Source organism: Micromonospora sp. NPDC049107 (assembly GCF_040648595.1).
In the GTDB taxonomy this organism is placed as follows: Bacteria; Actinomycetota; Actinomycetes; order Mycobacteriales; family Micromonosporaceae; genus Micromonospora.
Genome location: NZ_JBEZEC010000008.1, coordinates 137,223 through 150,514, shown reverse-complemented (window position 1 = coordinate 150,514; position 13,292 = coordinate 137,223). Strand labels below are relative to the sequence as shown.

Genomic DNA, 13,292 nt, shown 5'->3' with positions numbered 1-13,292 from the left:
CGCCCTCAGTGAGCGGCGACGGCGTCGCGAGCCGCTGCCGCGCTGTCCTGGCTGATGCTGTGCGAACTGATCGCCGCTGCCGCGGCGCTGTGCGAGCTGATCGCCGCTGCCGCCGCGAAGCCGAACGCGCCGCCGGCCACGGCCGGCAGGATGGTCACGCTGTCGCCGTCGGAGAGCTTGGCGTCGAGCGCGCCGAGGAAGCGCACGTCCTCGTCGTTGACGTAGACGTTGACGAAGCGGTGCAGCGCGCCGGCGTCGGTGACCAGCCGGCCGCGCAGGCCGGCGTGCCGGGAGTCCAGGTCGGTGAGCAGGTCCGCCAGCGTGTCGCCGGCGCCCTCGACGACCTTGGCGCCGCCGGTGTAGCTACGCAGGATGGTGGGGATGCGAACTTCGATGGCCATGATGTCGTGCTCCTTGATCGGGTGTGCCAACGGTGACGGGAGGAAACGGGTGCGGACGCTGACGGGTCAGCGGCCGGAACACTCGTAGTCGACCGTCGCCGGGCTCTGCCCGAACATGTAGGACTGCACGGCGTGCGGGTCGACCCCGGCCTCCACGATCTGGACCGGCTCCTCGGCCACCACGCCGTCGACGATCCGGAACGAGCGGATCTCCTCCGAGTCGGGCTCGCGGGTCGAGACGAGCAGGTAGTGCGCGTTCGGCTCGCCGGCGAAGGACACGTCGGTACGCGACGGGTACGCCTCGGTCGCGGTGTGCGAGTGGTAGATGACCACCGGCTCCTCGTCGCGGTCGTCCATCTCCCGCCAGACGCGCAGGTGCTCCATCGAGTCGAACTCGTAGAAGGTCATCGACCGCGCGGCATTGTCCATCGGGATGTGCCGGGTCGGGGTGTCGCTGCCGACGGCACCGGCGACGACGCCGCACGCCTCGTCGGGGTGGTCCCGGCGCGCGTGGGCGACGATCGCGTCGATGATCGACCGGTCGATGCTCAGCACGTGTACCAGCCTAACGCCTCCCAGGCAGGGCCTGAAGTGGCGCGGGTCACGCCTAGTCGATCAAGGCGTTGAGCAGCGACTCCTGGAGATATCCGAGATACGCGTAGACCGACAGTTGGAACACCCGGCTCGACCCCGGATCCTCGGTCACCGCGTCGTCCAACTCCTCGCCCAGGTCGGTGCCGTCCTTGATCTCCAGCCGCACACCCATCGCCAGCCGTGCGTCGTTGAGCGCCCTTAGCCACGCCTCGGCCGCCTCGGCGTCCAACCGCACCTCGCCGCCGGCATCGTCGGGCAGCGCGGCCAGGATCGCCCCGGCCTGGTCGATCTTCGCGGTCTTCAGGTCACCCTCGGTGTAGCGGCGGAACTCCGACGTGCTGGCCGCGTCCTCCGGGTACACCGCCGGGAACAGCCGGCCGACGACCGGGTCGGTGTGGTCGAAGCCGTCGGTGAGCAGACCGACCACCTCGGAGGCGACCTTGCGCAGCACCCGCACCTCGTCGACGGCGAAGGTGGCGACGTAGCGGCCCGCCTGCCGCCGGAACATGCTCACGATGCCAGCCCGGTTCGCGACTGCGGGGCTCGCAACCCCGGCTCACTCCTCGCGCTCACGAGCGATCCACCGTTGCCCAGAGCCCGTACGCGTGCAGCTGCGACGCGTCGTGCTCCATGCGCTCGCGGGCGCCCGTCGAGACCACGGCGCGGCCCTTGTGGTGCACGTCCAGCATGAGCTGCTCCGCCCTCTCCCGGCTGTAGCCGAACAGCTTCTGGAAGACCCAGGTCACGTACGTCATCAGGTTGACCGGGTCGTCCCACACGATCGTCACCCATTGCCGGTCGGGCGCCGGCACGTCGTCAGTGGCCGGCGTCTCGACCGGTGCAACCTGTGGAGCCGCCATGCCCCCCATCGTGCCACCGGTTTCCCGGAACCGAGGAACCGGAACGCCGGACGAATCCGGATCGCCCGTCGTGCCCGCCACGAAGCCGCCTCGCACCTCGGCGGAGGCGAGACGCGGAGCGAGGTCGAGCCGCACGGCGGGCACGCTCTCAGGCAAGCAGGATGCCGTGGTCGATCGCATCGGACAGCACCACGCCCAGCGAGAGACGGATCACCTCGAACCGCCGGGAGATCTCGCGGGCGAGCTCCAACTCGACCTCCCGAAGCGCCCGCTGCGACCAGGCCCGCGCCGCGCTGTGGTCGTCGTTTCCCGGGGTACGCCACTGCTGCCAGCATCCGCCGGAGAGCCCCACCGCGATCGGCGGAAGCACCTCGTCACGGGTTGCCGTCGGATAACCGGCGAGTGCGTCGATCGCCTCGACGCCGGTCAGTCCGGCCACTCCCGCCGTACTGGTGACCAGCAGAACCCGGTCCAGGTCGCGTCCCGTGCGGTGGTCGGCCAGGCCGTACTGGACGGCCGTGGCGATCCGCCGACGTACGCCCTCCGTGGGCGGCGTGCCGAGCACCTGGGCGGTGGTGTCCGACACGATGCCCCGCACCGCGCGGTCGCACTGCGCGGTGGCCAGCAGCGACAGTGCCGCCATCTCCCGGTCGAGCAGATCGGGAAGGCCGGCGCAGCCGACCCCGAAGACGATCTCCTGAACGGCCCGCAGATGGATGTTCGCCAGTTCCAGGGCCAGGTGCTGGCGGATCCGCTGGGCGCAGGAGCGGGCCTGCCGGTCGAGCCGTTCGGACCAGTCGCCCGGGTCGGCGGCCACCGCCACGCGGTCGTGCTGCCCCGGCAGCACGGGCGGTTCGGCGCTGGCCCGCTGCAACCCCTCGGTCGCCGACCACCCCACCAACGCCCGGCGCAGGTCGGCCGCGCTGTCGACGCCGTCGACCGGGAACCAGCGGGCGGCGGCCAGGTCGGGGACGGCGGCCAGCAGCGCCGCGCGGTGCGCCGCGACGGTCACCGCGACCGGGTCCACCTCCCCCGAACGGCCGGCCGCCGGCGGGACGGACGCCCCCGTGTCCTCCGTCGTCGCCGTGCCGTCGGCCAGCGGCGCCCAACCGGCCGTGCCGGGCGTCACCGCGAAGACGACCTCCACCGGGGCCGCGGCCACCTCGGCGAGCAGGTTCAACTCCTGGGCGGTGAACGCCTGGTCGGCCGCGATCACGAAGAGCAGCGCGCCGGCCCGGCCGACGGCGTCACGCAGCACCCGGACGCCGGCCACACCGAGCGCGCCGGTGTCCGGCGTGTCGATCAGGGTGAAGTGGCGCAGCAGCGGCTCGGGCACGCTCAGCTCGACCCGCCGGGGCGGGCGGGCCAGTGCCGGGCCGGCCGCGTCCCGGTCCGCGCCGTACGAGTGCGGCTGGCGGTAGCCCGGGACGAACGCCGCCCGCGTCGGCACCTTGGCGTGCCGGACCACCAGCCAACTGCCGGCCGGCACGGTGAGCATCACCGGGTCGAGTCCGACGAGGGTGGCGAGCACGGCACGCCGGTCAGCGCCGGCGGGACCGACGGCGACGACGCCGAGCGGCTCGTCCGACCGGGGATTGGAAACCTCAAGCTCGGTGGGCAACGGGGCGCAACTCGGCGGGTCGGCTGAGCTGGCCATGTCGCCGGGCGAGTCGAGCGAGGGGAGAGGGCCCTGCTGCATCGGGTGGCCTCCCGGAGCTGGCGACCGGCACGCCGGTCGGATGGAAATTCCGGTGACACTACCCGGATGCCCGAAGAGTACGTGTGGCCCGCCGACCAGGCGGAATACCGCAGGTACTCACCGGTAATTGTGCGACTACTCAACTTCGGTGCGTGACGGTGCGGGCGCGGACCGAACTCGATGGATATGCTGCGCGGATGAGTCGATGGAAGTTCGTCGGCCGGACCGATGAACTCAACCGCCTGCTGGCGGCGGTTACCGGCGAGGCCGGCCGAGGGCTCTTCTTCAGCGGCAGCGCCGGCATCGGCAAGAGCCGGCTGTTGCGGGAGGGCGTCAACACCCTGCCCACCGACCGGTACGCCATCTGGTCCATCGCCGCGAGCGCCACCACCGCGGCGCTGCCGTTCGGCGGGCTGGTGCAGGTCCTCCCGGCGGAGCAGCCACAGGGGCTCTCCCCCGCCGGCATCCTGCGCTGGGCGTTGGGCGTGCTGCAACAGCAGGCCGCCGGCCGGCGGATCGTGCTCGCCATCGACGACGCGCACCTGCTCGACCCGCCGTCCGCCGCGCTCGTGCACCTGGTCGCCCGCGCGGACAACGCCACCGTGGTCGGCACCCTGCGCGACGGCGAGCAGATCCCCCTGCCGATCCGCGCGCTGTGGACCGACGACCTGGTCGAGCACGTCGAGCTGACCCCGATGCCACCGTCGGAGACCGCCGGCCTGCTGGCCGCGATCCTGGGCGGGCCCGTCGACGCCAACTCCGCCGACCGGCTCGGGCGGCTGTCGGCCGGCAACCCGCTGCTGCTGCGCGAGCTGGTGCATGCCGCCAACGGCAGCGAGGAGTTGAAGCGCACCTACGGCCTCTGGAAGTGGACCGGGCGACTGGAGCTGGCGCCCAGCCTCACCGATCTGATCGACACCCGCGTCGGGCAGCTCACCGACGGCGTCCGTACGGTCGTCGAGCTGGTCGCCTTCGGCGAGCCACTCGGGCTGCACCTGCTCAACCAGGCCGCCGAGCAGTCCGATGTGGAGTGCGCCGAGGAGCGTGGGCTGATCACCGTCGTCCAGCACGACCGGCGGACGAACGTACGCCTGGCGCACCCGCTCTACGGCGAGGTGATGCGCCGCCGATGCCCGGTCAGCCGCACCCGACGCCTCCAGGCGCACCTCGCCGAACTGCTGGAGCAGGTCGGCAAGCGCCGCCGCGACGACCTGCTGCGGGTGGCGGTCTGGCGGCTCGACTCCGGCACCGCGCAGGACGCCGCCCTGCTCGTGGACGCCGCGATGCAGGCGTTCACCCGGTACGACGTACCGTTGGCGACCCGCCTGGCCCGGGCCGCGCTGCACGCCGACGGCGGCTCGGACGCGGCGGAGCTGCTGGCCACCATCCTGATGTTCGCCGACCGACCGGACGAGGCGCTCAGCGTTCTCGACGCGGTGACCCTGGAGCCCGGCGACGAGCGCCGCCTCTGCCGATGGCTGACCGTCCGCGGCATGGTCAGCTACTGGGGGCTCAGTCGGGAGTCCACGGTGGAGGAGATCGCGAGCCGCGTCGAGCAACTCGGCGACTCCGCCGACCGGGCCCGGGTGCACGCCTTCGAGGCGATCATGCGGCTGCACCGACTGGACACGGCAACCGCCGTACGGCTCAGCCAGACCGTGCTCGACCGGCCCGCGGCCAGCATCGCCGCCCGCGAGCTGGCCCGCAGCACCATCGCGTACGTCCAGGCCGCCGAGGGTCAGCTGACGCGCAGCGGCGCGGCCATCGCGCAGGTGCACTCGGCCGCGGCGAGTTGGCGCACCGACATGCCGTACCTGCAACTGGCCCTGGAGTTGGCGCGCGGCACCCGGCTCATGCTCACCGGCGATCTCGTCGGGATCGACGCGATCGTGGCCGACGAGTTCGCCGACCTCGCGGGGGCCGGTGACTTCCGGCTCGGCACCGGCTACCTGGCGATCCTGGCGGCGTACGCCGCGCGGCTGCGGGGTCAGAGTGACGCGGCCATGCGTACCTCGTTGGGTGCCTGCGCGGTGCTGGCCACCAGCCGGGTCTACGCGGGCCTGGCCCAGGCCGAACGGGCCCAGGCGGCGGCGCTGCGCGGCGACGCGGCGCAGGCCACCGAGGCGATGGCCGAGGCCGACCGCACCCACGCGCCGGGGATGGCGGTGCTCTACCCGTGGTTGGAACAGGCCCGGGGCGCGGTGCTGGCCGTGTCGGGTGACCTGCCGGGCGCGGTGAAGCACCTCGGCGACCTGGCCGACCGGCTTCGCGCCGACGGCTTCGCCGGGCACGAGGTGCACGTCCTGCACGATCTGGTCCGGCTGGACCAGGCCGGTGCGCCGATCGGCCCCACCTGCTCCGACGGCGGGCGGCGGACCGTGGCGCAGCGCCTCGCCGAACTGTCCGAGCGGGTGGACGGGGTGTTGCCGCCGCTGCTGGCCCGGCACGCCCGTGCTGCGGTGACCGACTCGGCGGCGGACCTGCTGTCGGTCGCCGACGACTACGCCGCGCTGGAGCTGACCGTGTACGCCGCCGAGGCCACCGCCCAGGCCCTGCACCGGCTGCGTCAGCAGCACTCGGTGGTGGCCGGCGAGGCACGCGAACGGCTCGCGGGGCTGCTCGGGCGGTGCAACCTGATCCGGACGCCGGCGCTACGGGCCGGAGCGCCGGTGCTGACCGAACGCGAGTGGCAGGTGGCGCGCCTCGCCGTGCACGGCGCGACCAGCAGGGCCATCGCCGAACGGCTGTACCTCTCCGCCCGCACGGTGGAGAACCACCTCCAGCGGATCTACACCAAACTCGGCGTGACCGGCCGGGCCGAGTTGTGGGCCGCGCTGCGGTCGATCCCGGGCCACGAGGGCGACGACTCGGCCTGAACCTTAGGCTGGGACGGTGAGCACCCTCCGCCCCGCGCTGCTGACCGACCACTACGAGCTGACCATGGTCAGCGCGGCACTCAAGGACGGCACCGCCGACCGCCGCTGCGTCTTCGAGGTGTTCAGCCGCCGGCTGCCCAGCGGCCGACGCTACGGCGTGGTCGCCGGCACCGCGCGACTGATCGAGCTGATCCGCGACTTCCGGTTCGATCCGGCCGAGGTCGACTTCCTGCGTCGCACCGGGGTGGTCGACGACGCGGCGGCGGCCTGGCTCACCGACTACCGCTTCACGGGCGACATCGACGGGTACGCCGAGGGTGAGCTGTTCTTCCCCGGTTCGCCGATCCTGACCGTCTCCGGCGGCTTCGCCGAGTGTGTGGTGCTGGAGACGGTGGCGCTCTCCGTGCTCAACCACGACTGCGCGGTGGCGGCCGCCGCGGCGCGGATGGTCACCGCCGCCCGGGGCCGCGCCCTGATCGAGATGGGGTCACGTCGGGCCCACGAGGAGGCGGCCGTGGCGGCGGCGCGCGCCGCGTACCTGGCCGGTTTCCGGTTCACCTCCAACCTCGCCGCCGGCGAGCGCTACGGCATCCCCACCGCGGGTACGGCGGCGCACGCGTTCACGCTGCTGCACGACGACGAGCGGGCGGCCTTCGCCTCGCAGGTCGCCACGCTGGGCAAGGACACCACGCTGCTGGTCGACACGTACGACATCTCGCAGGGCATCCGCAACGCCATCGCGGTGGCCGGACCGGAGCTGCGGGCGGTCCGGATCGACTCGGGTGACCTGGCGGTGATCGCGCAGCAGTCCCGGGAACTGCTCGACTCCCTGGGCGCGACCGAGACCAAGATCATCGTTTCGGGCGACCTGGACGAGTACTCGATCGCGGCGCTCGCCGCCGAGCCCGTCGACATGTACGGCGCGGGTACGGCCGTCGTCACCGGCTCCGGAGCGCCCACGGCAGGGCTGGTCTACAAGCTCGTCGAGGTCGACGGCCGGCCGGTGGTGAAGCGGTCCGAGCACAAGGCCACCATCGGGGGGCGCAAGGTGGCGGTTCGTCGGCACAAGCCCACCGGCACCGCCACGGAAGAGATCATCGTCCCGCAGGGCGTGCCGGACCGGCAGGCCAACGACCGGGTGCTCCAGCGCTCGTACGTGGTCGACGGCGAGCCCGTGGCCCTGCCGACCCTCGACGAGTCCCGGGAACACCTGCGCGAGTGCCTCATCTCCATCCCGTGGGAGGGGTTGAAGCTCTCCGCCGGCGACCCCGCCGTGCCGGTCACCGTCGTACCCGCCGGCTGAGCCCGCCGATCCGACCTCGAAGGGACCCCCGATGGCCAACGCGCTGATCATCGTGGATGTGCAGAACGACTTCTGTGAGGGCGGCTCGCTGGCCGTCCCGGGTGGGGCCGGGGTGGCCGCCGGGATCTCCCGGCTGCTCGCCAGCGAGCCGGGCCGGTGGCGGCACGTGGTCGCCACGAAGGATTACCACGTCGATCCGGGGGCGCACTTCGGCGATCCGCCGGACTTCGTGGAGTCCTGGCCGCGGCACTGCGTGGTCGGCACCAGCGGCTCGGAGTTCCACCCGGAGCTGGAGACCGGACGGGTCGAGGCGATCTTCCACAAGGGCGAGCACGCCGCCGCGTACTCCGGCTTCGAGGGCCACGCCGACGACGGCGAGTGCCTGGCCGACTGGCTGCGCCGGCACGACGTGGACACCGTCGATGTGGTCGGCATCGCCACCGACCACTGCGTCCGCGCCACCGCGCTCGACGCCGCCCGGGAGGGCTTCGCCACCACGGTCCTGCTGGAACTGACCGCCGCGGTCGCCCCGGAGACCACCGACGTAGCGCTGCGCGCGATGGACGGCGCCGGCGTGGTCCTGCACGGTGAGCCTGTGATCAGGGCCGCATGAGGCGCTAATTGGTTGGCCAACGGTCCGCGACCCGTCGAGGATGTCGCCGGAGGTACGGACCAACGTGAACATCAAGCCTTACCGGACCGCGCTCGCCCTGCCCGGCCTGCGGTCGCTGCTGCTGGTCGCCGTCCTCGCCCGCATCCCGCTCACGGCCACCGGGGTCACCCTGACCTTCCACGTGGTGCTCGACCTCGACCGGGGTTAAGGCGCGGCGGGCCTGGTGGGCGCCGCCATCACGATCGGCGCGGCGATCGGCGGCCCGCTGCTCGGCCGCCTGGTCGACCGGCGCGGCCTGCGTCCGGTGCTGGTCCTCACCGGGCTCGCCGAGGCGGTGTTCTGGGTCACCGCGCCCTCGCTGGCGTACCCGCTGCTGCTGCCGGCCGCCTTCGTGGCCGGCTCATTGGCCCTGCCGATCTTCTCGGTGGTCCGCCAGTCGATCGCCGCGCTGGTCCCGGAAGATCAACGGCGGCCGGCGTACGCGCTGGACTCCATGTCCGTCGAGCTGTCCTTCATGATCGGTCCGGCGCTGGCGGTGGCCCTGGTCACCGCGATCTCGGCGCAGACCACCATGTACCTCGTCGGTGGCGGCATCGTCGCCGCCGGGGCCGCGCTGTGGCTGCTGAACCCGCCGATTCGGGGCGCGGCCGAGCCGGTCGGCCCACAACGCCAGGTGTCCCGCCGGGAGTGGCTGACGCCCCGGCTGCTCGCCGTACTGGCGCTCAGCACCGCCGCCACCCTGGTCCGGGGGTACCGACGTCGCGGTGGTCGCCGTCCTGCGGGCCAGCGGCGAGGCCGGCTGGACCGGCGTCGTCCTGGCCGGCTGGGCGATCGCCTCGCTGATCGGCGGCTTCGCCTACGGGGCCGTGCACCGCTCGCTGTCGCCGCTGGCGCTCACCGCGGCGCTCGCGCTCTGCACCATCCCGGTCGGGCTGGGCGGCGCCCACTGGTGGCTGCTCTCTCTCGCGCTGATCCCGGCCGGCGCGCTCTGCGCGCCGACCATCGCGGCCTCCGCCGACGCCGTCAGCCGGCTCGCCCCGGCCGAGGTACGCGGTGAGGCGATGGGCCTGCACGGCTCGGCCGTCACCGTCGGCATCGCGGTCGGCGCGCCACTGTGGGGCTTCGTGGTGACGGGGGCGCTCGGCGCGCTGGTCACCCTGATCGTGCTCCCCATCGAGCTGCGCCGCCGTCGCAACGCCACCACCCACCCCCCGACGACACCAACCGAGCAGGAACTAGCCGCCACAACCCGCTAGCACCCGGCACCCCCCGCACCCCGGCACCCCCCGCACCCCGCACGCCCGGCACCCCGCACGCCCGGCACCCCGCACGCCCGGCACCCCGCACGCCCGGCACCCCGGCACCCCGGCACCCCGGCACCCCGGCACCCCGGCACCAAGATCCGCGCAACTTACCTGATGTTGCTGCTTCGAGAGCGCGGGAAGCAGCAACATCCCTGATGTTGCGCGGATCTTGCCCTTGAGTGCGCTCGCGAACAGGAAGCCCTGCCCCTCCCCGCGCCGATCTTGCACAAACTGTCGCCGTTTTGCCCACTTCACCCCTTTGGCCGCGACAGAAAGTGCAAGATCGGCGCGGAGCGGGGTGCGGCGCGGGTGCGCTGGGCCGGCGCGGAGTGCGCAGGGCTGGGCCGAGCGACGCGCGGAGTGCGCGGGGCTGGGGGGTAACGCGACGGGCGCCGCTCCCGGTGGTCCCGGGGGGCGGCGCCCGTCGTGCTGGTTCGGTCGAGCGTCAGTGCCGGTCGAGGTTGCTGGCGGTGTCCTCGGTGTAGGTGGCGCCGCCGTCCGACTCGCTGGTGAGCGGCTTGGCGCCACCCTCCGGCGGGCCGGCCACACTCTGGCCGGCGGCCAGCTCCGGGAACTTCGCGTCGAACGCCGGCCGCTCGGAGCGGATGCGCGGCATCCGGTCGAAGTTGCGCAGCGGCGGCGGGCTGCTGGTCGCCCACTCCAGCGAGTTGCCGTGACCCCAGGGGTCGTTCACCTCGACCACGGGACCGGTCTTGTACGACTTCCAGCAGTTGTAGATGAACGGCAGCGTGGAGATACCGGTGATGAACGCGCCGATCGTGGAGATCGTGTTCAGCGTGGTGAACCCGTCGCCGGGCAGGTAGTCGGCGTACCGACGGGGCATGCCCTCGGCGCCGAGCCAGTGCTGCACCAGGAAGGTGGTGTGGAAGCCGATCATGGTGAGCCAGAAGTGCACCTTGCCCAGGCGCTCGTCGAGCATCCGGCCGAACATCTTCGGGAACCAGAAGTAGATGCCGGCGAAGACCGCGAACACGATGGTGCCGAAGAGCACGTAGTGGAAGTGCGCCACCACGAAGTACGAGTCCGACACGTGGAAGTCGAGCGGCGGGCTGGCCAGCAGCACGCCGGTGAGACCACCGAAGAGGAAGGTGACCAGGAAGCCGACCGCCCAGAGCATGGGCGTCTCGAAGCTGATCTGGCCCCGCCACATGGTGCCGATCCAGTTGAAGAACTTCATACCGGTGGGCACCGCGATCAGGTAGCTCAGGAAGCTGAAGAACGGCAGCAGCACCTGGCCGGTGGCGAACATGTGGTGCGCCCAGACGCTCATCGACAGCGCGGCGATGGAGATGGTCGCGGCGACCAGGCCCTTGTAGCCGAAGATCGGCTTGCGGGAGAAGACCGGGATGATCTCGCTGATGATGCCGAAGAACGGCAGCGCGACGATGTACACCTCGGGGTGCCCGAAGAACCAGAACAGGTGCTGCCAGAGCATCGGCCCGCCGGTGGCGGGGTCGTACACGTGGGCGCCGATCATGCGGTCTGCGGCGAGCGCGAACAGCGCGGCGGCCAGCAGCGGGAAGACCAGGATCACCAGGAGGCTGGTGACCAGGATGTTCCAGGTGAAGATCGGCATCCGGAACATGGTCATGCCGGGCGCGCGCAGGGTGAGCACCGTGGTGATCATGTTCACCGCGCCGAGGATCGTGCCCAGGCCGGAGATGGCCAGACCCATGATCCACATGTTGGCGCCGACGCCGGGCGAGTTCTCGACGCTGCTCAGCGGCGAGTACGCGAACCAGCCGAAGTCGGCGGCGCCGCCCGGGGTGATGAAGCCGGCGGTCGCGATCGTGCCGCCGAACAGGTACAGCCAGTAGGCGAAGCTGTTCAGGCGGGGGAAGGAAACGTCGGGCGCGCCGATCTGGATCGGCACGATGTAGTTCGCGAAGGCGAACACGATCGGCGTCGCGAAGAACAGCAGCATGATCGTGCCGTGCATCGTGAAGAGCTGGTTGTACTGCTCGGGCGACAGGAACTGCAGCCCGGGTCGGGCCAGCTCAGCCCGCATGATCAGGGCCATCACGCCACCGATCAGGAAGAACACGAATGCGGTGATCATGTACATGATCCCGATCTGCTTCGCGTCCGTGGTTCGCAGCAGCCGCGCGATGGCCGACCCCTTGACCGGCTCCCGGACCGGCCAGGGCCGGGTCACGACCGGCTTGGGTGCGACGGTGGTCACGAGTGGCCTCCGGTTCTCGGTTGTCCCGCTCGGCTCACGCTGTTTATCGGCGGGCCGTCATCCGCAAGGAGGATAGTCCCCGGCAGGTCGCAGCGCCGCGTGGGGTGGCGTGACACGATCTACAACGGGCCTACAGCGGGCCGACCAGTAGCCGGTAGTGCTCCCCGAAGATCCGGCCGCCGCGTCCGCGCAGCAGCGGGTCGCGCAGCGCCGGCGGGACGTCCCGGGTCCGGTTGCGGTCCCGGGTCCGGTCGGCCACCCATCGGGTACGCGGGCGACGACGACTCTCGTACGCCATCAGCGCCGCCTCGACGCTGCCGGCCGCGCGCAGTGATTCGGCCAGCACCACGGCGTCCTCGAGGGCCATCGCCGCGCCCTGCGACAGGGTGGGCGCGGTGGCGTGGGCGGCGTCGCCGACCAGCAGCACCCTCCCCCGGTGCCAGCGACCCAGCTCGACCTCGTCGGTGATCCCGACGTCCACCCGGTCGAGTGTGTCGAGCACCTCGGGCACCGGGCCCCGGTAGTCGGCGAAGAGTTCCCGCAGCCGGGCCAGCGGGTCCGCGGGCGGCTCGGTGCCCACCTCGTCGGCGTAGCAGTGCAGCCGGCCCTCCCCGATCGGCACGAGCAGCAGGCCGCAGCGCTGCCCGAGCAGCGCGGTCCAGTCGGTGACGGCCGGACCGTCGCGCAGGACGGCCCGGTAGACGACGTGCCCGGCCGGGCGGGGTGGCCCGCCGAGCGCGGCCAGGGTCCGGACCGACGATCGCGGTCCGTCGGCGCCGATGACCAGGTCGTACTCGGTGCGGGTGCCGTCCGTGAAGGTGACGCCGACGGCGCCCGGCAGCAGCTCCAGGGTGCGGACCTCGGCGCCGTGGCGGACGGCGCCGCCGGCGCCGCTGAGCAGGACCCGGTGCAGGTCGCTCCGGGGCAGCGCCCGGCACTCCCCGACGCCGGCCCAGAGCGCGTCCAGGTCGACCTGGCAGAGCGGGGCCCCGAAGGCGTCGAAGAAGCGCTGCCGGTGGATCACCTGCCCGAGCGGGCGGACGGGATCGTGCAGGTCCAGCCGGTGCAGCGCGCGGGCGGCGTTGCCGGGTAGGTAGAGGCCGACATCGGTCGACTCTCCCGCCGGTAGCTTGTCGGTCACATCCGGCCGGAAGCCCGCCAGGCGCAGGGCCCGGGCCACGGCCAGGCCGGCGATGCCCGCGCCGACGATGAGGATGCGCAGGGGGGAGCTACGCATGGTGGTGTACGCCTCCGGAGGGGAACGGCACGCGTTGGAGGCAACACGCTACTCGGAGCGATCGACGCACACCAGAGCCGATCGGCCCGGCGCGAACCGCTCGCCGTCGGCCGCTGCCGCTGACCGGGAGGTGGGCTGACAGCCGACCGGAGGGGCATGGCAATCCTCACAATTCGCCAGTTTGACGCATGCGGTTGCGTCA

Annotated in this window: 10 protein-coding genes and 1 pseudogene; 4 read left to right on the top strand and 7 right to left on the bottom strand. The window is 72.3% G+C overall.

Annotated elements, in window-relative coordinates:
• Positions 1 to 5: 5 nt before the first annotated feature.
• The 5 genes from AB0B55_RS20705 to AB0B55_RS20685 all read right to left on the bottom strand — a co-directional run bounded on the left by AB0B55_RS20705 (position 6) and on the right by AB0B55_RS20685 (position 3,554).
• Positions 6 to 401, bottom strand: a complete 396-nt coding sequence (locus AB0B55_RS20705) for a MoaD/ThiS family protein (RefSeq protein WP_357173030.1) — start codon at positions 399 to 401, stop codon at positions 6 to 8.
• Between the two features lie 66 nt (positions 402 to 467).
• Complete coding sequence (locus AB0B55_RS20700) at positions 468 to 956, bottom strand: M67 family metallopeptidase (protein WP_357127689.1); 489 nt, start codon at positions 954 to 956, stop codon at positions 468 to 470.
• Positions 957 to 1,008: 52 nt separating this feature from the next.
• Positions 1,009 to 1,503, bottom strand: coding sequence for a DUF2017 domain-containing protein (locus tag AB0B55_RS20695; RefSeq protein WP_357128035.1), 495 nt, complete (start codon positions 1,501 to 1,503; stop codon positions 1,009 to 1,011).
• A 61-nt stretch (positions 1,504 to 1,564) separates the two neighbouring features.
• Positions 1,565 to 1,855: an ATP-dependent Clp protease adapter ClpS gene (clpS, locus tag AB0B55_RS20690; protein ID WP_039905549.1), complete on the bottom strand. Its 291-nt coding sequence runs from the start codon at positions 1,853 to 1,855 to the stop codon at positions 1,565 to 1,567.
• A gap of 148 nt (positions 1,856 to 2,003) precedes the next feature.
• Entirely contained in the window at positions 2,004 to 3,554 is a 1,551-nt protein-coding gene (locus tag AB0B55_RS20685) for a hypothetical protein (protein WP_357127692.1), read from the bottom strand.
• A 197-nt stretch (positions 3,555 to 3,751) separates the two neighbouring features.
• Here AB0B55_RS20685 and AB0B55_RS20680 point away from each other — a divergent pair, with 197 nt between their 5' ends.
• The 4 genes and pseudogenes from AB0B55_RS20680 to AB0B55_RS20665 all read left to right on the top strand — a co-directional run bounded on the left by AB0B55_RS20680 (position 3,752) and on the right by AB0B55_RS20665 (position 9,602).
• Positions 3,752 to 6,430: a LuxR C-terminal-related transcriptional regulator gene (locus AB0B55_RS20680; RefSeq protein WP_357127695.1), complete on the top strand. Its 2,679-nt coding sequence runs from the start codon at positions 3,752 to 3,754 to the stop codon at positions 6,428 to 6,430.
• Positions 6,431 to 6,446: 16 nt separating this feature from the next.
• The gene (locus tag AB0B55_RS20675) at positions 6,447 to 7,733 is read left to right on the top strand and encodes a nicotinate phosphoribosyltransferase (protein ID WP_357127698.1); all 1,287 of its coding nucleotides are present in this window, start codon (positions 6,447 to 6,449) and stop codon (positions 7,731 to 7,733) included.
• Positions 7,734 to 7,764: 31 nt separating this feature from the next.
• The gene (locus tag AB0B55_RS20670; RefSeq protein WP_357173027.1) at positions 7,765 to 8,346 is read left to right on the top strand and encodes a nicotinamidase; all 582 of its coding nucleotides are present in this window, start codon (positions 7,765 to 7,767) and stop codon (positions 8,344 to 8,346) included.
• Positions 8,347 to 8,386: 40 nt separating this feature from the next.
• Positions 8,387 to 9,602: pseudogene (locus tag AB0B55_RS20665) on the top strand (MFS transporter).
• Between the two features lie 493 nt (positions 9,603 to 10,095).
• Here AB0B55_RS20665 and ctaD read toward each other — a convergent pair.
• Together ctaD and AB0B55_RS20655 are read right to left on the bottom strand one after the other, a co-directional pair.
• Complete coding sequence (gene ctaD / locus AB0B55_RS20660) at positions 10,096 to 11,853, bottom strand: cytochrome c oxidase subunit I (RefSeq protein WP_357127703.1); 1,758 nt, start codon at positions 11,851 to 11,853, stop codon at positions 10,096 to 10,098.
• 130 nt (positions 11,854 to 11,983) lie between these two features.
• Positions 11,984 to 13,090, bottom strand: coding sequence for an FAD-dependent monooxygenase (locus AB0B55_RS20655; protein WP_357173024.1), 1,107 nt, complete (start codon positions 13,088 to 13,090; stop codon positions 11,984 to 11,986).
• Positions 13,091 to 13,292: the final 202 nt, after the last annotated feature.

Excerpts from the sequence above, each read along its gene's own strand:
- AB0B55_RS20705 (WP_357173030.1), bottom strand. The coding sequence starts at position 401 with ATGGCCATCGAAGTTCGCATCCCCACCATCCTGCGTAGCTACACCGGC.
- AB0B55_RS20695 (WP_357128035.1), bottom strand. The coding sequence starts at position 1,503 with ATGTTCCGGCGGCAGGCGGGCCGCTACGTCGCCACCTTCGCCGTCGAC.
- clpS (WP_039905549.1), bottom strand. The coding sequence starts at position 1,855 with ATGGCGGCTCCACAGGTTGCACCGGTCGAGACGCCGGCCACTGACGAC.
- AB0B55_RS20685 (WP_357127692.1), bottom strand. The coding sequence starts at position 3,554 with ATGCAGCAGGGCCCTCTCCCCTCGCTCGACTCGCCCGGCGACATGGCC.
- AB0B55_RS20680 (WP_357127695.1), top strand. The coding sequence starts at position 3,752 with ATGAGTCGATGGAAGTTCGTCGGCCGGACCGATGAACTCAACCGCCTG.
- AB0B55_RS20670 (WP_357173027.1), top strand. The coding sequence starts at position 7,765 with ATGGCCAACGCGCTGATCATCGTGGATGTGCAGAACGACTTCTGTGAG.
- AB0B55_RS20655 (WP_357173024.1), bottom strand. The coding sequence starts at position 13,090 with ATGCGTAGCTCCCCCCTGCGCATCCTCATCGTCGGCGCGGGCATCGCC.